This window comes from Streptomyces sp. NBC_01775, assembly GCF_035917675.1.
GTDB lineage: Bacteria > Actinomycetota > Actinomycetes > Streptomycetales > Streptomycetaceae > Streptomyces.
In genome coordinates, this window is record NZ_CP109104.1 from 8,900,815 (window position 1) to 8,917,828 (window position 17,014).

Here is a 17,014-nt window from a genome sequence, read left to right on the forward strand (position 1 = left end):
AACCGGCTGTCAGTGGGAGCGGGTTGACTGGTGACATGTTCCTTACGCACCACCTCCCGGCCCTCGACCGCCTGCGCGCACAACCCGGGCCCGGCGTCGCGGAATTACGCACGAGCCACACCGGTCCGGACGACGACGCGGCCGACGTACTGGAGACCGGGCGGGAGTTCCAGGCCGAACACGAGGCGCTCGCCGCCCTGCTGTCCCGGCGGTGGGGCCAGGCGGAGACGGTGGACCTCACCGGGCAGCTGGTCGCCACGGCCGAGGGACGCGCAGTGCCCGAGCCGGAGCGGACCTTGTGCGGGCATGTCACCGAACTGAGCGTGTGGAGTGTCCAGGGGCGCTGGACGGGCATAGGCGTGGCCTGCTGGGGAGAGAGCGGGCCGCTGCAACTGCTCGCGGCGGCGGGGGAGGAGGGCAGGTCCCGGCCCTGGTCACCGGAGTGAGGCCCACGCCGGGGTGGCGGCGTACGGGCCGGTCACATCTGGTGCCGCCGCTCACTCCTGGTCCGAGGCCGCCTCCCGGAGGCGACGGAACTCCTCGGCCAGTCTGGGCGGCGGAAAGTGCGCGTTGAGCCCGCTGGGGTTGGGCAGCAGCCACACCCGGGAGCCGCCTATCCGCCGCTCCTGCGGGCCCACCGACGCCTTCCGCTCGTCGAACGCCGCGCGGTAGGCGGTGATCCCCAGCACCGCGAGCAGCCGCGGACGCAGCCGCGTCACCTTGGCCTCCAGCAGCCGGCCGCCCTCGGTGAACTCCGCGGGCGCCAGCTCGTCGGCCCGCGCCGTGGCCCGTGCGACGACATTGGTGATGCCCAGCCCGTAGGACAGCAGTTCCCGCTCCTCCTCGGGCGCCAGCCTGCGAGGGGTGAAGCCGGAGGCGTGCAGGGTGGGCCAGAACCTGTTCCCGGGGCGGGCGAAGTGGTGGCCGGTCGCGGCCGAGAGGAGCCCGGGGTTGATCCCGCAGAACAGGACCCGCAGCCCCGGGGCCGAGACGTCCGGCACCAGCTTGTCGCGCGCCGCCTCCAGCTCCTCCGCGGTGAAGCGCGGTGTCAGAGGATCGCCCCCGGCGCGTACGCCGCCGCCTGCGGGTGCGTCTTGGCGACCTCCTCGACGCGCGCCACGACCTCGGCCGTCTGCGCCCCGGCGGCGCCGGTGAAGGACAGCCGGTCGTCCATCAGTGCGCCCAGCGCCTCCCGGTCCAGGGGGATGCGGGAGTCGGCCGCCAGTCGGTCCAGCAGCTCGTTGTGCTCGGCGCCCTGGCGCAGCGCCAGCGCCGAGGCCACCGCGTGCTCCTTGATCGTCTCGTGTGCCGTCTCGCGGCCCACCCCGGCCCGCACGGCGGCCATCAAGACCTTCGTCGTGGCCAGGAACGGCAGATAGCGGTCCAGCTCACGGGTGACCACGGCGGGGAAGACGCCGAACTCGTCCAGCACCGTCAAGAACGTCTCCAGCATCCCGTCGAAGGCGAAGAACGCGTCCGGCAGCGCCACGCGGCGCACCACCGAGCAGGACACGTCGCCCTCGTTCCACTGGTCGCCCGCCAGCTCGGCCGCCATCGAGGCATAGCCGCGCAGGATCACCATGAGCCCGTTGACCCGCTCGCAGGAGCGGGTGTTCATCTTGTGCGGCATCGCCGAGGAGCCGACCTGGCCCTCCTTGAAGCCCTCGGTCACCAGCTCCTGCCCGGCCATCAGCCGGATCGTCTTGGCCAGCGACGAGGGCGCCCCGCCCAGCTGCACCAGAGCGCCGACCACCTCGTGGTCCAAGGAGCGCGGGTAGACCTGCCCGACCGAGGTGAACACCTGCCCGAAGCCGAGGTGCTCGGCGATCCTGCGCTCCAGGTCGGCGAGCTTCTCCCCGTCACCGCCCAGCAGGTCCAGCATGTCCTGTGCCGTGCCGACCGGGCCCTTGACGCCGCGCAGCGGGTAGCGGCGCAGCAGCTCCTCCAGCCGGGCAAAGGCCACCAGCAGCTCGTCGGCGCCCGACGCGAAGCGCTTGCCGAGGGTGGTGGCCTGCGCGGGGACGTTGTGCGAACGGCCCGCCATCACCAGCTCGGCGTGCTCGCCCGCCAGCTTTCCCAGCCGCACCAGCAGCGCGACGGTGCGATCCCGCGCCAGCTCCAGGGACAGCCGGATCTGCAACTGCTCGACGTTCTCCGTCAGATCCCGCGAGGTCATGCCCTTGTGCACGTGCTCGTGCCCGGCCAGCGCGTTGAATTCCTCGATGCGGGCCTTCACATCGTGCCGGGTGACCTTCTCGCGCTCCGCGATGGAGGCCAGGTCCACGTCCTCGACCACGCGCTCGTAGTCGGCCACCGCCTCGTCCGGCACACCGATGCCCAGGTCCCGCTGTGCTTTCAGCACGGCGAGCCACAGCCGTCGCTCCAGCACGACCTTCGACTCGGGGGACCAGATACGGACCAGCTCGGGGGAGGCGTAGCGGGACGCCAGGACGTTCGGGATACGCGGCTTGTCAGTCACGTCAGCCGAGTCTACGGGGCCGGACTATGGGGTGTCGCCGCAGGCCAGCGGGGCCAGCTCGGGCCGCTTGCACGTCCGCCCGTCCCCGGTGGAGCGGCCCGTCAGCCGACGGCCTATCCACGGCAGCAGATGTGTCCTGGCGAAGCGCGCGTCCGCCGCCCGGCGTGCCGCCCACGACGGCGGCTCGGACGGCGGGAGCGGGGCGTTCCAGTCCGCCTCCGACGGCAGGCCCAGGCGCTGCCAGACCGCCTCGGCGACCCTGAGGTGCCCCTCGTCGGTCAGATGCAGCCGGTCGTCCGCCCACAGCCTCGGGTCGCTCAGCGCCTCGGAGGCGTACAGGTCGACGACGAGGGCGCCGTGCCGCTCGGCCAGCTCGTCGATGAAGTCGAAGAGCAGCTCCATCCGCGGCCGGTAGCGCTCCAGCACCGGGCCCTTGCGTCCCGGGCTGCGCATCAGCACGAGCGTCCCGGCCGACGGCGCCAGCTTGCCCACCGCCTCCTCCAGCAGCGCGCACACCCGCCGGGTGTCGCAGTTGGGCCGCAGCACGTCGTTGAGGCCGCCGACCAGCGTCACCAGGTCGGCACCCATGGCGGCGGCCGGTGCGGTCTGGTCCTGGACGATCTGCCCGATGAGCTTGCCGCGCACGGCGAGGTTCGCGTAATGGAAGTCCGGCTCCAGGGCCGCCAGGCGGGCCGCCAGCAGGTCGGCCCAGCCCCGATAGGTGCCACCTGGGAGGAGGTCCGACATGCCCTCGGTGAACGAGTCACCCAAGGCGACGAAGGAACGGATGGGCCCGGTGGAAGCTGCGCTGGTCACGAAAGACCAGAATAGCCCCGTGCCCGGGGCGGCCGGCCGCCGCCCCGGGGCACGGGGCCACCACCGCGGGTCAGGCCTGGCCGACCAGCTCCCGCAGCACATCCTCCATGGTCACCACGCCCGCGGCCCGGCCGTCGGCGCCGGTCACGGCCGCCAGGTGTGTCCCGCTGGAGCGCATCGCGCCCAGCACGTCGTCCAGCGGCAGCGCGGCGCGCACCCGTGCGATGGGCCGCATCGCGGTGACCGGGAAGGGCTGCTCGCGCGGCGAGGCGTCCAGCGCGTCCTTGACGTGGAGATACCCCAGCACCCGCCCGTCGTCGTCGACGACGGGGAAGCGCGAGTAGCCCGAGTCGGCCGACAGCCGCTCCAGGCCCTCCGGGGTCACTCCCCGGCGCGCCGTCACCAGCTTCTCCAGCGGCTGCGCCACATCGCCGACCGGGCGCCTGCCCAGCTCCAGCGCGTCCCGCAGCCGCTCGGTCGAGCGGTCGTCCAGCAGCCCGGCCTCACTGGAGTCGGCCACCATCTGCGCCAGATCGTCGTCCGAGAACGCGGCCTCGACCTCGCTCTTGGGCTCGACCCGCAACAACTTCAGCAGCCCGTTCGCCACCGCGTTGATCGAGAAGATCACCGGCCGCAGGGCCCGGGTGAGCGCCACCAGCGGCGGGCCCAGCACCAGCGCGGCCCGCTCGGGACCGGCCAGCGCGATGTTCTTGGGCACCATCTCGCCCAGCAGCATGTGCAGGTAGGTCGAGACCGCCAGCGCGATCACGAACGAGATGGGGTGGATGGCGCCCTCGGGCACGCTCGCCGCGTGGAAGAGCGGCTCCAGCAGGTGGGCGATGGCCGGCTCGGCCACGACACCCAGCACCAGCGTGCACAGCGTGATGCCCAGCTGCGCCGCCGCCAGCAGCGCCGCCACGTGCTCCAGGCCCCACAGCACCTTGCGGGCCCGCTTGTCACCGGCCTGCGCGAGCGGCTCGACCTGTGCGCGCCGCACCGAGATCAGCGCGAATTCGGCGCCGACGAAGAAGGCGTTGACCACCAGGGTCAGCAATCCGATGAAGAGCTGTACCGCCGTCATCGCCGCGCCTCCGCCCCGTCGGCCCGGTCCTCGGCGTCAGCGGGATCGTCCCCCGGCGCCGGGCCGGTGAGCAGTGCCCGGGCTGCCCGTCTGCCGCTCGCGTCGGCCACCTCGATCCGCCAGCCGACGACGGTCACCGTGTCGCCCGTCGTCGGGATACGGCCCAGCTCGGTGGCGATGAGCCCGGCGAGCGTCTCGTAGGGGCCCTCGGGGGCGCGCAGGCCGATGGCCTCCAGCTGGTCGGTGCGCGCGGCGCCGTCGGCGTCGTAGATCCGCCGGCCCCGCTCGTCCTGGCCCGCCGGCGCCAGGTCCGGCGTCTCCAGCGGGTCGTGCTCGTCGCGGACCTCGCCGACGACTTCCTCGATGATGTCCTCCAGGGTGACGACGCCCGCGGTGCCGCCGTATTCGTCGATGACGACCGCGATGCTGCGATCCCCGCCCGAGAGCTGGTCCAGCAGCCGGTCGACGGTCAGCGACTCGGGCACCAGCAGCGCCTCCCGCATCAGGTCGGTCACCGGCCGCAGCCGCCGCTCGCCCGCGGGGACCGCCAGCACGTCCTTGATCCGTACGATGCCGACGACGGTGTCCAGGCTGCCCCGGTAGACGGGGAAGCGGGACAGGCCGGTGGCGCGGGTCGCGTTCGCGACGTCCTCCGCCGTGGCCTGCACCTCCAGCGAGGTGACCTGCACGCGCGGGGTCATCACGTTCTCCGCGGTCAGCTCGGCCAGGTGCAGGGTGCGCACGAACAGGTCGGCGGTGTCCTCCTCCAGCGCGCCCTCCTTCGCCGAGTGCCGCGCCAGCGCCACCAGCTCCTGCGGCGAGCGGGCCGAGGCCAGCTCCTCGGTGGGCTCCAGGCCCATCCGCAGCAGGATCCGGTTGGCCGTGTTGTTCAGATGGCGGATCAGCGGGCGGAAGGCCGCGGAGAAGACGCGCTGCGGCGTCGCCACGGCCTTGGCCACCGGCAGCGGCTTGGAGATGGCCCAGTTCTTGGGCACCAGCTCGCCCACGACCATCAGCACGACCGTGGACAGCGCCGTGCCGATGACCAGTGCGACCGACGAGGACGCCGAGGAAGGCACTCCGGCGGAGCGCAGCGGGCCGGCGAGCAGCTTGGAGATGGACGGCTCGGCGAGCATGCCGACGACCAGATTGGTGACGGTGATGCCCAGCTGGGCACCCGAGAGCTGGAAGGTGAGGGACCGTACGGCCGCCAGCGCGCTCTGCGCACCGCGCTCGCCGCGCTGCTCGGCCCGCTCCAGCTCGCTGCGCTCGACCGTCGTCAAGGAGAACTCCGCAGCGACGAACGCGCCGCACGCCACAGCCAGCAGCAGCGACACAAACAGCAGCAGCACTTCCGTCATCGGGCCTTCACCTCCCCACCATGGTCGGGCAGGGAGCGCGGGGCCGCGCGATGTCCGTGGCTGGTACTAGGAGGGTCGCCCATGGGCGGACGCTCACACCTTTCAGTTCCGACGCAGGCGCCGGGCCTGCTCGTGGCAGGTCCGGCGCGGGGGTCCATCGTAAACGGCCAGGGCACACCGCTTGTTCCCGGCACCGTCGGCGGGGGAGCGGGGGAGTGGCGCCCTCAGCCGTTGGCCAGAGATTTGACCCAGCGGCTCCACTGCGGCTGGGGAGCGTAGCCCGCGGCCTCCCAGGCGCGGTGCGCCTGCTCGTTGCGGTCCAGCACCATCGCGTCGCCCCGCCGGCCGCCCAGCGCCGCGAACCGCTCCTCGGCCGCGGCCAGCAGCGCCCGCGCGATGCCCTGGCGCCGCTCGGCGGGCAGCACGGCCAGCCGGTAGAGCGAGCACCGCCAGCCGTCCCAGCCCGCGATCACGGTGCCCACCGTCCGGCCCTCGCGCTCCGCGAGGAGCAGCGCCTCCGGATCGCGCGCGATCAACCGGGCCACCCCCTCGCGGTCGTCGCTGACGCTCGTCCCCTCGGCCGCCTCGCTCCAGAAAGCCAGTACGCCGTCGATGTCCGCCTTGCCCGCGGCCCGTATCCGAAGATCGCTCATGGCCGTATCCCAGCACAGCCCGCGCGCCCGCCACCAGCGCATTTCGCCTGGCGGACCGGGAGGGCTGGCCCCCTCAGCCGCCGGCCAGCTCCTCGATCACCGGCGCGAACGCCTCCATGTTCCGGTCCAGCACGGTGAAGTACGAGAGTCCGAAGCGCTCGCGGTGCGCACGCAGCTGCTCGGCCATCTCCTTGGGCGAGCCCAGCAGCAGCGCCGGGTGCTCCAGCAGCTCCTTCTCGCTCACGTCCGGTGCGTACGGGGTGAGTTCCGCCACCTTCGCGCGGCGGTCAGCGGAGTCGGCGACCACCTGGATGAGATAGTTCAGCTCGACCGGCTCGCGCCGTCCGCTCGTCAGTTCACGGAACGCCGAGGTGCGCCGCTCCAGGTCCGAGGGGGGCGTCAGCACCAGCGTCCCCTCGGGCTTCCCGGGTGCCTGCCGGGCGCCGGTGAAGCCCATGACGTCCGCCTCCCGCGCCGCCAGGTCCAGCACGCGCTCGCCGTTGCCGCCGATGACGACCGGCATCCGCTCCTGGAGCGGCCTGGGCCCCTGCTCCGGGTCGGCCAGCAGCCGCTTGACCTCCTTGACGGTGTGCTCCAGGTGGTCGACCCGTCCGCCGGGGGAGGCGAACGGCAGCCCGGCCGCGTCGTGTTCGGCCTTCACATAGCCCGCGCCCAGCCCCAGCTCCAGCCGCCCACCGGTGAGCTGGTCACAGGTGGCGGCCTCGCGGGCCAGCAGCGCCGGGTTCCAGAAGCCCGCGTTGAGCACGAAGGTGCCCAGCCGCGGCCGTTCTGTCACCTGCGCTGCGGCGACCAGCGCGGAGAAGGGGGCGGGCATGCCCAGATGGTCGGGTACGAGGATCGTGTCGTAGCCCCGCTGCTCGGCGAGGCGGCAGCGGGCCCGGAAGTCCTGGCCGCTGTCGAAGGTGAGCATGTTGACGGCGAAGCGGAACGGGCGCGGCATGCCAGCCTCCTGGGTCCCACGGCAGTTGGCGGGGAGCCTACCCAGCACCCGGGCGGTCCGGGAGACCGCGATGACGTCCATTTCCACCACGGCCGCCGGCGCCGCGATGACCGCGATGACCTCCGCGAACGCCATGAACGCCGCGCATGGGGCCGTGCGGTGGGGTCACCGGGCCGTGATCTGCTGTCACCAGCAGGCCCTCGCGCCCCGAACCGCTACCCCAGGACAGCCGTGGACACCAGGAAGAGCCGACCCGACGACAACACGGTCCCACCGCAGCGCGGCGCGCCCGGGGCCCCGCACGAGCCGGGAGCGGGCCGACGGCGCCGCTGGGCGATGGACACGCGCCCGCTGCGGCGGCCGGCCTACCGCCGCATGTGGTCCTCGACCATCGCCACCTCCGTGGGCAGCCAGCTGACCGCCGTCGCCGTGCCCAAGCAGGTCTACGACATCACCGGATCCTCGGCATGGGTCGGCTACGCCAGCCTGGCCGGGCTGCTGCCGCTGATCGTCTTCGCGCTGTGGGGCGGCGCGGTCGCCGACCGGATGGACCGGCGCAAGCTGCTGCTGATCACCGACGCCGGTCTCGCCACCACCTCGGTGCTGCTGTGGGCACAGGCCCTGACCGGGCTGGATTCGGTGCCGGTGCTGATGGTGCTGCTCGCGGCGCAGCAGGCGTTCTTCGGGGTGGGGTCGCCCACGCGCAGCGCCTCCATACCCCGCCTGGTGCCCGCGGGTGAGGTGCCCGCAGCCAGCGCGCTGGGCTCGACCGTCTCGCAGACGGGCATGCTCGTCGGACCACTGCTGGCCGGCGCCCTCATTCCGCTGATCGGCCTGGCCGAGCTCTACCTCCTCGACTCGGTGGCCCTGTGCGCGGCGGTGTGGGCCGACTGGCGGCTGCCGGCACTGCCGCCGCTGACCGATTCCGGGTCCGCGGCAGGGACCGGGGGCGGGGCCGGGACCGGCTCCCCGCGCTCGGGATGGCGCGAGATCGTGGCGGGCTTCCGCTATATGTCCCTGCACAAGGTGCTGCTGCTGTCGTTCCTGGCCGACATCATCGCGATGGTCTTCGGCATGCCCCGCGCGCTGTTCCCGCAGCTCGCCTCGGAGACGTTCGCACCCTGGGGGACGGGGCTCGCGCTCGGGCTGCTGTTCGCCGCCATTCCGGTCGGGGCCGTCCTGGGCGGGCTGATGTCCGGCACGTTCTCCCACGCGCGGCGGCACGGGCTCATGGTGCTCTGCGCGGTCGCGGCGTGGGGCGTGGCCATCACCGGGTTCGGCCTCAGCACCGGCTTGTGGGTGGCGCTGGCCTTCCTGGTCGTCGCCGGAGTGGCCGACATGGTCTCCATGGTCTTCCGCCAGGCCATCTTGCTGTCGGCCGCGACCGACGCGATGCGCGGACGGCTGCAAGGCGTCTTCACGATCGTGGTCGCCGGAGGCCCGCGCCTGGCGGACGTCCTGCACGGCTCCACCGGCGCCGCCCTCGGCCCGCGCCCGGCCATCGCGGGCGGCGGCGTGCTCGTCGTCGTCCTGACGCTCGCGTTGGCCTCGGTTCCCGCGCTGCGCCGCTACAAGGTCTGAGCGGCCGGATGGGAGATCCGGGGAAGTCCGGGGAGTCCGCGAGGGTGGCAACTGCTAGCGCGATAGTGCTAGCTTTATGGAGTGGCGAAGACACAGATGAATGTGCGGGTGGATGAGACCACCGCGCAGGCAGCCAGAGAGCGCGCACTCGCCCAGGGGGTCAGTGTGAACAGGTACATCGAAGAGCTGGTCCAGCGGGACGCGGCCGAGGTCGGCCGCGCCTTCGTGGACGCGGCGGCCGACTTCATGAAGAGCTACGAGCACCTGTTCGCCGAGGAGTTCGGCCCCTCGGAGACCGGTGGAAGCGGGTCCGGAAGCCTGCCGAAGGCGTGAGCGTACGCATAGACCTCGCCTGGCTGCTCATCCTGGCCGAGGAGCAGACCCCCGGCGACCCCCGCGTCAGCGACTACGGCGCGCTCGTGGCCGCCATCAGCCGCCACGAGGCGGCCATATTCGACCGCCCCGTGTACGCCGAACCCCACGACCGCGCGGCGGCGCTGTTGCAGATCCTGCTGCACGTCCCCGCGCTGGAGCGGTCCAACGCGCTGTTCGCCTCGGCCGTCGCCTACGGCTATCTCGTCGCCAGCGGCCTGAAGGTCGTCACCTCGCCCGAGCGGATCCGCGACCTGGCGCGCCTGGTCAAGGACGGTACGACCGGGCTGCCCGACATCGCCGCCGAGCTGCGCACCTGGACGCTCTGACCGGGAGGCACCCTCGGGGCAGGTGCGGACCCGTTCACCTGCGGACCCGTTCAGAGACTGCGGGCGCGGCCCAGCACGTGGAAGGAATGCGGCAGCGCCGGGCCCCGCTCAGGAATCCGCACCCGCCTGAAGTCGGGATCCGTGAAGCCCGCCTGCGCGATGCCCCCGAGCGGGTCACGCCCCGTGTGGCAGCCACCGAACAGCAGGGGCCAGACCGTCTTGTCCACCAGCCGCTGCGCCGCGGCCATTCCGGGGCGCCCGTCGGCCACCCCGTGCTCGAAGAAGCGCAGTTCACCGCCCGGCCGCAGCACCCTGCGCAGCTCGGAGAGCGCGCGCGGCACGTCCCCCAGCGAACACAGCACCAGCGAGACCACCGCCGCGTCGAAGGAAGCGTCCGCCACCGGCAGCGCCTCGGCCGTGCCCGCCAGCACATCCACCGGCACCCTGGCGCGCAGCGCGGCCTCCGCCGCCAACTGCCGCATATGGCGCTCCGGTTCGACGGCCACCACCTCGCCGACCGTCTCCGGATAGCGTGCGAAGTTGAGTCCGTTCCCCGCGCCGATCTCGATCACCCGGCCGGAGAGCCCGGCCAGCAGCTCGTCTCGGAGCGAGCCCACCCCGCCGCGCTCGTCGTTGAGGATGCTCAGCCGTGCGTAGAACCGTGCGAAGAGCGGGTGCCGCACGGCATCGTGCGGCCGGACCCCGGGCTTGGCTGCCATGCCCTCTCTCCTTCCCGTGGTGTGGGGCCGCCCGTGGCGGCCACGGGCGGCGCGGATCCCCGTCAGCCTGCCGCGCGCCCGGGCCGGGGCCAAGCCCCCGTGGGCGCGCGTCCGTCGTACGGCCCAACGGGCGACGGCCGTCAGCCCCGGGAGCCGCCCGTCATGGAACCCGCCAGGCCCTGGGGGCCCTGCCATACGCCGCCCAGCTCCGGTGCCAGCCAGCCGGGAGCGGCGGACCGGAAGCCGTCGGGCGCGAGGGAGCCGGCGCCGTCCGGGATCGCGCCCACCACCGGCAGCCCCGAGGTCTGAGGCAGATCGGTGACGTTGCAGCGCGTCGCCAGGTCCGGCGTCGCCGGCATCCTGCCGATCACCATCCCGGCACAGTCGATCCGCCGGGCCCGCAGCGCCTCGGCCGTCAGCTCCGTGACGTTGAGCGTGCCCAGGCCCGGCTCGGTGACCACGAGCACCGGCGCCGCCAGCAGCCGTGCGGCGTCCGCCAGCGTGGCGCCCGCCTCGTCGAACCGCACCAGCAGGCCGCCCGCGCCCTCGACCAGCACCAGGTCGTGCGTCATGGCGAGCTTCTCGGCCGCCTCGGCGATCTGCTCGAGCCGCACACAGGGCCTGCCCGCACGCCCGGCTGCCGTCGCGGGCGCCAACGGCTCGGGGTAGCGGGCCAGTTCCACGCCGGTGACCGAAGTGCCCGGACGGCCGCCGGCCCCGGTCAGCCGCCGCACCCGCGCCACATCGCCGGGCTCGTCCCCGCCGACGCCGGTCTGTGCCGGTTTGAGGACCGCCACCGAATGTCCGGCCCGCAGCGCACAGGCCGCCACGGCCGCCGTGGTCACCGTCTTGCCGATCTCCGTGCCCGTCCCGGAGACGACCAGCACTCCGCGCACCCCGCACACCCCAGTCATCGTTCGGCTCCTCATCCTTCGCGCGCCACCGCGCACATGGCGGCGGCGATCCGTGCCACGTCCTCGTCCGGGGTGATGTACGGCGGCATCGCGTACACCATGTCGCGGAAGGGCCGCAGCCACACGCCCGCCTCCACGGCGGCGCGGGTGGCGGCCGTCATGTCCACCTCGTGGTCGAGGCGTACGACACCGATCGCGCCCAGTACGTTCACCTCCCGCACCCCCGGCAGCGCGGCGGCCGGTGCCAGGCCGGTGCGCAGGCCCCGGCCGACCCGCTCGACCTCGGCCCGCCAGTCCTGCGCGAGCAGCAGGCCGAGCGAGGCGTTGGCCAAGGCGGCGGCCAGCGGGTTGCCCATGAACGTCGGCCCGTGCGCCAGCACCGGCACGCTGCCGCGCGCGATCCCCTCCGCCACGCGCGGCGTGCACAGCGTCGCCGCCATCGACACATAGCCGCCGGTCAGCGCCTTCCCCAGGCACATCACATCCGGGGCGATCCCGGCGTGCCCGGCGGCGAACAGCGAGCCGGTGCGCCCGAACCCGGTGGCGATCTCGTCCAGCACCAGCAGCACCCCGTGCGCGTCGCACGCCTCGCGCAGCGCCCGCACATAGGCGGGGGAGTGGAACCGCATCCCGCCGGCGCCCTGCACCACGGGCTCGACGATGACGGCGGCCAGCTCGTGCGCGTGCCGGCCGATCTGCTCGTCCAGGGCCCGGATGTACTCCGCGTCAGGGGCGGCGTCGAAGCCGGTGGGCGGCGCTGGGGCGAACACCTGCTCGGGCAGGGCGCCCGACCACAGGTGGTGCATGCCGCCGTCCGGGTCGCACACCGACATCGGCTGCCAGGTGTCGCCGTGGTAGCCGCCGCGCCACGTCAGCAGCCGCCGCTTCCCGGGCCGCCCGAGCGAACGCCAGTACTGGAGGCTCATCTTGACGGCGACCTCGACCGAGACCGACCCCGAGTCCGACAGGAACACATGCTCCAGGTCGCCGGGGGAGATCTCGGCGAGCGTGGTGGCCAGCCGCACGGCGGGCTCGTGGGTGAGCCCGCCGAACATCACATGGCTCATCCTGCCGAGCTGCTCGCGTGCCGCCTCGTCGAGCACCGGGTGGTTGTAGCCGTGGACGGCCGACCACCACGAGGACATCCCGTCCACCAGTTCCCGCTGCCCGTACGCGGGCCGCGCCAGCCGCAGCCGCACCCCGGCGGCCGACTCGACCACCAGCGGCTCGGCCGTCCCCGGCATCGGCGCGTACGGATGCCACACGTGCTGCCGGTCCAGCGCCAGCAGTTCCCCCGGATCCATGCCCGTGTGCCGCCCGCCCGGCGGGGCCAGGGTGTGCTCAGGCATTGGGCGGCAGCTCCGTTCCCGCACCGCGCAGCCGGACGGACACCCGCTCGTGGGGCCGCTCCTCGCGCCGGTGTGCCGGGAGCGTGGTCTCCTCGGTGCCTTCGACGACGAAGCCGGCGTCGGCGATCATGTCCAGGTCTGCCTGGCCCGCCTGGCCCTCGCTGGTCAGGTAGTCGCCCAGGAACATCGAGTTGGCCAGGTGCAGCGCCAGCGGCTGGAGCGAGCGCAGATGCACCTCGCGACCGCCCGCGAGCCGCACCTCGATGTCCGGGCACACGAACCGCACCATCGCCAGGATGCGCAGCGCCCGCTGCGGCGTCAGGTTCCACTCCTGGCCCAGCGGGGTGCCCTCGAACGGGATCAGGAAGTTGACCGGCACCGAGTCCGCGTCCAGCTCGCGCAGCGCCAGCACCACATCGACCAGGTCCTCGTCGCTCTCGCCCATCCCCGCGATCAGCCCCGAGCAGGGCGAGAGCCCCGCATCCCGCGCCCGCTCGACCGTCTCCACCCGGTCCGCGTAGTCGTGGGTGGTGCAGATGTCGCCGTAGGTCGCCTCGGAGGTGTTGAGGTTGTGGTTGTAGGCGTCGGCGCCCGCCTCCCGCAGCCGGCCGGCCTGCCCCTCCTTGAGCAGCCCGAGGCAGGCGCACACCTCCACGCTCTCGTTCTGCTCCTTGATGGCCGAGATGGTCCGCGAGACCCGGTCCACGTCGCGGTCGGTCGGCCCGCGCCCGCTGGCCACCACGCACACCCGCTTCGCCCCGCCCCGCACCCCGGCGGAGGCGGCGTCGGCGGCCTCCTGGGGCTTGAGCCACGTGTAGGTGAGGATCCCGGTGTCCGAGCCGAGCCGCTGCGAGCAGTACGAGCAGTCCTCGGGGCACAGTCCGGACTTGAGGTTGACGAGATAGTTCAGCTTCACGCGCCGGCCGAACCACCGGCGGCGCACCTTCCCCGCAGCCGCGACCACGTCGAGCAGTTCGTCCTCGGAGGTACGCAGTACGGCCAGCGCCTCCTCCCGTGTCGGCGTCTCGCGCCGCAGCCCCTTGTCCACCAGTGTCTTCAACAGGTCGTCCATGGGCACGATCCTTGCCCATGGCACCGGGCGAGGTAATGGAGGAAGCCTACAAGTCCGCTTGAGTCGGATGTGGATGTTGTCACACGTCGAGCTCGACCATGGGACGTTAGGTTCTATGCACTGCCTACAAACAATGTGAAGAGAGCAGCCATGTCCCAGGATCCCTTCGCGTGGACCGTGACGGCGCTTGAGACCCGCCGTGCCGCGGGCCTGCTGCGCACCTTGCTGCCCCGCCCCGCCACCTGGGGGCTGCTCGACCTCGCCGGCAACGACTACCTCGGCCTCACCCGCCACCCCGAGGTCACCGAGGCGGCTGCCGAGGCCGCCGTGCGCTGGGGCGCGGGCGCGAGCGGCTCGCGGCTGGTGACCGGCTCCACCGAACTGCACGCCCGGCTGGAGGAGGAACTGGCGGAGTTCTGCGGCTTCGAGGCGGCCCTCGTGCTGTCCTCCGGTTACGCCGCCAACCTCGCCGCCGTCACCGCGCTCACCGCGCACGACGGGCTGATCGTCTCGGACGCGTACAACCACGCCTCCCTCATCGACGGCTGCCGCCTGTCCCGCGCCGCCACCGCCGTCACCGCACACGCCGACCCGGATGCCGTGGCCAAGGCCCTCGACGGGCACATGGGGGAGGGGCCCGCGCTCGCCGTCACCGACTCGGTCTTCTCCGTGGACGGGGACGCCGCGCCGCTCACCGCGCTCGCCGATGTGTGCCGCGGTGCGGGCGCCGGGCTGCTCGTCGACGACGCGCACGGCCTCGGCGTGGTCGGCGAGGGCGGACGGGGCGCCCCGCACGCCGCCGGTCTCGCCGGGACGCCGGGCACGGTCGTCACCGTCACCCTCTCCAAGTCCCTGGGCAGCCAGGGCGGCGCCGTGCTCGGGCCGGCGCCGGTGATCGCCCATCTGCTCAACACAGCGCGCACCTTCATCTTCGACACCGGCCTCGCGCCCGCCGCCGCCGGCGGGGCACTGGCGGCCCTGCGGCTGCTGCGCCGCGAGCCGGAGCGGGCCGGGCAGGTGCGTGCGGCGGCCACCGCGCTGCACGGGCGGCTGACGGCGGCCGGTCTGGAGGCCTCGCGCCCGGACGCCGCCGTCGTCTCGGTGCGGGCGCCCTCGCCGGAGGCGGCCGTGCGCTGGGCCGCCGACTGCCGGGCCGCCGGGGTGCAGGTGGGCTGCTTCCGGCCGCCGTCGGTGCCCGACGGCATCTCCCGGCTGCGGCTGACGGCGCGCGGTGACCTGACCCGGAGCGCGCTCGCGGAGGCGGCCGGCACGGTGATCGCCACCGCCCCGGCCGCCCGTTGAACTCTTCCGACCGCCCCGTTGCCCCCGTTGCCCCCGTTGAACGTTCCGTCGCTCAGCTCCTGCCGACGGGCGACCGCCCGCCGCTCAGGTGTCCCGCCCCGCTCGGCTCCTTGACCACGGCGACGAAGGACGTCCACGCCGCGCCGCCGACACTCAGCGCGCCGCGTGCGGGGTCCTTGCTGTCGCGTACGGCCAGGCGCCCGCTCCCCCGGGCGGCCTCCAGGCAGTTGTTCGTTCCGGTGCTGTAGCTGCTGCGGATCCAGCGTGGTGTGTACGACGGGCCGGGTGCGTGCGAGTGGTGAGGCGATGCCGACATGCTGCTGTTCCCCTCATGTGCCCTCAGCGGTCCTGGCGATGAACGCCAGCGAGTCCTCGTACGACAGGGCATGAGCCCGCAAGGTGTCGAACGCGGCGCAGTACGCCCTGAGTTCGTCGTGCTCCTCCAGGTAGAGGCTACTCGTCAGATGGTCGAGAACAACCACATCCAAGTCAGAAATGCTCGAAAATGAGAAGATGACGAAAGGGCCTGTGACGCCTATGTGCACACCGCTGGCAAACGGCAGTACTTGAAGCCGCACATGTGGTAGTTCCGCCGCCCGCGCCAGCGCCCGCAGCTGCTCGCGCATCACCGCGCAACCGCCCACCTCACGGCGGAGCACGGCCTCATCCAGCACCACGTCCAGCGCCAGCGGCGGCGAGCGCCACAGCACGCTCTGCCGCGCCCCGCGCACCTCCACAAGCGACTCGATCCTGGCCCGCGGCCCCACCCCGCCCAGCGCGGCGCGCGTGACCTCACGCGCGTACGCCTCGGTCTGTAGCAGCCCGGGGACGACGGTGGTCTCCAGCGTCCGCTCCCGTACAGCGTCCGACTCCAGCGAGATGAAGTCCCGGTAGGCGGGCGGCAGCAGGTCCCGGTACGCGTACCACCAGCCCCGCCGCACCCCTCCCGCGCCGCCCGTACGCCGCCCGTTGTGCGGCGCGTGGCCCTGTCCGGGGCCGGGACCGACGTCCGTGGCGGGCGCGTCGGCGCCCGCCAGCGCGGTCAGCATCGCGCACAGCTCCGGATCCGTGACGTCGTACGCCTCCAGGAGCATCGACAAGTCCCGCAGCTTGATGCCGCTGCGGCCCGTCTCGATCCTGCTCACCTTCGACTGGTGCCAGCCCACCAGTAAGGCGGCCTCCCTGCTCGTCACCCCGGCCTTGTCGCGCAGCCTCCGCAGCTCGGAGCCCAGCTTCTTGCGCCGTACCGCAGGAGCGTGTCGCATCGTCCCTCCCTCCGCTCCCCGTCCGTTCCCCGGTCCCCGTGGCTTGCGCCCTGCTCCCTGCCACCGGCCGCCCCGGCACAGTTACCACCCCCACCCTCCCTTCCGGAACCGATCCGGGCGCCTGGCGTCCAAATGTGCGCTCGCCCCGCAGAGTTCACCGGTTCGAGCGACAGATATATGCACAACCCGGGGGATCGCCCGCGCGGCGGCCCGGGGGATGGCACTGTGTCGCGCAGCGGCGATCCGGGCCGCTCCGTCTCTCCCAGAAGCTCGCCGCAGCGCGACGGAGCACCGGTCCCGGCGGGAAAGGGACGGCCTCGCCATGGCTGACACTCAGGAAGCGACCATGACCCTGCCGAGCGCGCCGGCCTCGGTAACCGCGGCCCGCAGATACGTCACCGAGGTGCTCCAAGAGTGGGGCCTGCCCGGCGACGCCGAAACGGTGGACACCCTCCGGCTGATCGTCTCGGAGCTGGCGACCAACGCCGTGCAGCACACCCGGGGCCGGTCCCCGGACTTCACCGTCGAGCTGCGTCTGGACGGCGCCGAACAGCTGAGCCTCGGTGTGACCGACAGCGACCCCCGCGGTCCCCAGCGGCTCCCCGCCGCCGTGCGGCAGGACAACGGGCGCGGACTCATCATCATCCGCGCCCTCACCTCCGAGGCAGGCGGCCGGCTGACCGTCACGCCCACCCCCGAGGGCGGCAAAACGGTCCGGGTCACCCTGCCCTGGGTGCCCGTCCCCACGGGCTGACCGACG

At 73.1% G+C, this 17,014-nt stretch carries 19 protein-coding genes; 6 read left to right on the plus strand and 13 right to left on the minus strand.

Annotated elements, in window-relative coordinates; all coding sequences use genetic code 11:
- The first annotated feature begins 35 nt into the window (after window positions 1–35).
- Window positions 36–446, plus strand: coding sequence for a hypothetical protein (locus OHB04_RS39450; RefSeq protein ID WP_326692417.1), 411 nt, complete (start codon window positions 36–38; stop codon window positions 444–446).
- Window positions 447–497: 51 nt separating this feature from the next.
- On the opposite strand, the gene mug is transcribed toward OHB04_RS39450, so the two are convergent.
- The 7 genes from mug to OHB04_RS39485 all read right to left on the minus strand — a co-directional run bounded on the left by mug (window position 498) and on the right by OHB04_RS39485 (window position 7,351).
- Entirely contained in the window at window positions 498–1,052 is a 555-nt protein-coding gene (gene mug / locus OHB04_RS39455; protein WP_405807212.1) for a G/U mismatch-specific DNA glycosylase, read from the minus strand.
- Complete coding sequence (gene purB / locus OHB04_RS39460; RefSeq protein ID WP_326809323.1) at window positions 1,049–2,479, minus strand: adenylosuccinate lyase; 1,431 nt, start codon at window positions 2,477–2,479, stop codon at window positions 1,049–1,051. The genes mug and purB overlap by 4 nt, the downstream gene beginning before the upstream one ends.
- Window positions 2,480–2,503: 24 nt before the next feature.
- Window positions 2,504–3,295 carry an SGNH/GDSL hydrolase family protein gene (locus tag OHB04_RS39465; RefSeq protein WP_326692420.1) on the minus strand — a complete coding sequence of 264 codons (792 nt, stop codon included), beginning with the start codon at window positions 3,293–3,295 and terminating at the stop codon, window positions 2,504–2,506.
- Between the two features lie 70 nt (window positions 3,296–3,365).
- The gene (locus OHB04_RS39470; RefSeq protein ID WP_326692421.1) at window positions 3,366–4,376 is read right to left on the minus strand and encodes a hemolysin family protein; all 1,011 of its coding nucleotides are present in this window, start codon (window positions 4,374–4,376) and stop codon (window positions 3,366–3,368) included.
- A complete protein-coding gene (locus OHB04_RS39475; protein ID WP_326692422.1) occupies window positions 4,373–5,737 on the minus strand; it encodes a hemolysin family protein in 1,365 nt (454 codons plus the stop codon). The genes OHB04_RS39470 and OHB04_RS39475 overlap by 4 nt, the downstream gene beginning before the upstream one ends.
- Window positions 5,738–5,961: 224 nt before the next feature.
- Window positions 5,962–6,390 carry a GNAT family N-acetyltransferase gene (locus OHB04_RS39480; RefSeq protein ID WP_326692423.1) on the minus strand — a complete coding sequence of 143 codons (429 nt, stop codon included), beginning with the start codon at window positions 6,388–6,390 and terminating at the stop codon, window positions 5,962–5,964.
- Window positions 6,391–6,463: 73 nt separating this feature from the next.
- On the minus strand, window positions 6,464–7,351 hold the full coding sequence (locus OHB04_RS39485; RefSeq protein WP_326693121.1) for an LLM class F420-dependent oxidoreductase: 888 nt from the start codon (window positions 7,349–7,351) through the stop codon (window positions 6,464–6,466).
- A gap of 231 nt (window positions 7,352–7,582) precedes the next feature.
- Here OHB04_RS39485 and OHB04_RS39490 point away from each other — a divergent pair, with 231 nt between their 5' ends.
- From OHB04_RS39490 to OHB04_RS39500, 3 genes are all read left to right on the plus strand, one after another.
- On the plus strand, window positions 7,583–8,932 hold the full coding sequence (locus tag OHB04_RS39490; protein WP_326692424.1) for an MFS transporter: 1,350 nt from the start codon (window positions 7,583–7,585) through the stop codon (window positions 8,930–8,932).
- An 81-nt stretch (window positions 8,933–9,013) separates the two neighbouring features.
- Complete coding sequence (locus OHB04_RS39495) at window positions 9,014–9,265, plus strand: toxin-antitoxin system HicB family antitoxin (protein ID WP_326809324.1); 252 nt, start codon at window positions 9,014–9,016, stop codon at window positions 9,263–9,265.
- Complete coding sequence (locus OHB04_RS39500) at window positions 9,262–9,633, plus strand: fic family toxin-antitoxin system, toxin component (RefSeq protein ID WP_326692426.1); 372 nt, start codon at window positions 9,262–9,264, stop codon at window positions 9,631–9,633. Before OHB04_RS39495 ends, OHB04_RS39500 begins: the two co-directional genes overlap by 4 nt.
- 50 nt (window positions 9,634–9,683) lie before the next feature.
- Here the strand turns inward: OHB04_RS39500 and OHB04_RS39505 are convergent, their stop codons facing one another.
- The 4 genes from OHB04_RS39505 to bioB form a co-directional block, all read right to left on the minus strand.
- A complete protein-coding gene (locus OHB04_RS39505; protein ID WP_326809325.1) occupies window positions 9,684–10,352 on the minus strand; it encodes a class I SAM-dependent methyltransferase in 669 nt (222 codons plus the stop codon).
- Window positions 10,353–10,492: 140 nt separating this feature from the next.
- Entirely contained in the window at window positions 10,493–11,266 is a 774-nt protein-coding gene (bioD, locus tag OHB04_RS39510; RefSeq protein ID WP_326809326.1) for a dethiobiotin synthase, read from the minus strand.
- 11 nt (window positions 11,267–11,277) lie between these two features.
- Window positions 11,278–12,615: an adenosylmethionine--8-amino-7-oxononanoate transaminase gene (locus OHB04_RS39515; RefSeq protein WP_326692429.1), complete on the minus strand. Its 1,338-nt coding sequence runs from the start codon at window positions 12,613–12,615 to the stop codon at window positions 11,278–11,280.
- Window positions 12,608–13,687 (minus strand): biotin synthase BioB, encoded by a 1,080-nt coding sequence (bioB, locus tag OHB04_RS39520; protein WP_326692430.1) that lies wholly within the window; start codon window positions 13,685–13,687, stop codon window positions 12,608–12,610. Before bioB ends, OHB04_RS39515 begins: the two co-directional genes overlap by 8 nt.
- A 150-nt stretch (window positions 13,688–13,837) precedes the next feature.
- Between bioB and OHB04_RS39525 the strand changes: the two genes are divergently transcribed.
- Window positions 13,838–14,989: an 8-amino-7-oxononanoate synthase gene (locus OHB04_RS39525; RefSeq protein ID WP_326692431.1), complete on the plus strand. Its 1,152-nt coding sequence runs from the start codon at window positions 13,838–13,840 to the stop codon at window positions 14,987–14,989.
- A gap of 52 nt (window positions 14,990–15,041) precedes the next feature.
- Here the strand turns inward: OHB04_RS39525 and OHB04_RS39530 are convergent, their stop codons facing one another.
- Both OHB04_RS39530 and OHB04_RS39535 read right to left on the minus strand, forming a co-directional pair.
- A complete protein-coding gene (locus tag OHB04_RS39530; protein ID WP_326692432.1) occupies window positions 15,042–15,305 on the minus strand; it encodes a DUF397 domain-containing protein in 264 nt (87 codons plus the stop codon).
- 13 nt (window positions 15,306–15,318) lie between these two features.
- The gene (locus OHB04_RS39535) at window positions 15,319–16,254 is read right to left on the minus strand and encodes a helix-turn-helix domain-containing protein (RefSeq protein WP_326692433.1); all 936 of its coding nucleotides are present in this window, start codon (window positions 16,252–16,254) and stop codon (window positions 15,319–15,321) included.
- A gap of 322 nt (window positions 16,255–16,576) precedes the next feature.
- Here OHB04_RS39535 and OHB04_RS39540 point away from each other — a divergent pair, with 322 nt between their 5' ends.
- Window positions 16,577–17,008, plus strand: a complete 432-nt coding sequence (locus OHB04_RS39540; RefSeq protein ID WP_326692434.1) for an ATP-binding protein — start codon at window positions 16,577–16,579, stop codon at window positions 17,006–17,008.
- Window positions 17,009–17,014 lie beyond the last annotated feature (6 nt).

Excerpts from the sequence above, each read along its gene's own strand:
- OHB04_RS39535 (WP_326692433.1), bottom strand. The coding sequence starts at position 16,254 with ATGCGACACGCTCCTGCGGTACGGCGCAAGAAGCTGGGCTCCGAGCTG.
- OHB04_RS39480 (WP_326692423.1), bottom strand. The coding sequence starts at position 6,390 with ATGAGCGATCTTCGGATACGGGCCGCGGGCAAGGCGGACATCGACGGC.
- bioB (WP_326692430.1), bottom strand. The coding sequence starts at position 13,687 with ATGGACGACCTGTTGAAGACACTGGTGGACAAGGGGCTGCGGCGCGAG.
- OHB04_RS39505 (WP_326809325.1), bottom strand. The coding sequence starts at position 10,352 with ATGGCAGCCAAGCCCGGGGTCCGGCCGCACGATGCCGTGCGGCACCCG.
- bioD (WP_326809326.1), bottom strand. The coding sequence starts at position 11,266 with ATGACTGGGGTGTGCGGGGTGCGCGGAGTGCTGGTCGTCTCCGGGACG.
- OHB04_RS39470 (WP_326692421.1), bottom strand. The coding sequence starts at position 4,376 with ATGACGGCGGTACAGCTCTTCATCGGATTGCTGACCCTGGTGGTCAAC.
- OHB04_RS39515 (WP_326692429.1), bottom strand. The coding sequence starts at position 12,615 with ATGCCTGAGCACACCCTGGCCCCGCCGGGCGGGCGGCACACGGGCATG.
- OHB04_RS39475 (WP_326692422.1), bottom strand. The coding sequence starts at position 5,737 with ATGACGGAAGTGCTGCTGCTGTTTGTGTCGCTGCTGCTGGCTGTGGCG.
- OHB04_RS39525 (WP_326692431.1), top strand. The coding sequence starts at position 13,838 with ATGTCCCAGGATCCCTTCGCGTGGACCGTGACGGCGCTTGAGACCCGC.
- OHB04_RS39540 (WP_326692434.1), top strand. The coding sequence starts at position 16,577 with ATGGCTGACACTCAGGAAGCGACCATGACCCTGCCGAGCGCGCCGGCC.
- OHB04_RS39530 (WP_326692432.1), bottom strand. The coding sequence starts at position 15,305 with ATGTCGGCATCGCCTCACCACTCGCACGCACCCGGCCCGTCGTACACA.
- OHB04_RS39450 (WP_326692417.1), top strand. The coding sequence starts at position 36 with ATGTTCCTTACGCACCACCTCCCGGCCCTCGACCGCCTGCGCGCACAA.
- OHB04_RS39485 (WP_326693121.1), bottom strand. The coding sequence starts at position 7,351 with ATGCCGCGCCCGTTCCGCTTCGCCGTCAACATGCTCACCTTCGACAGC.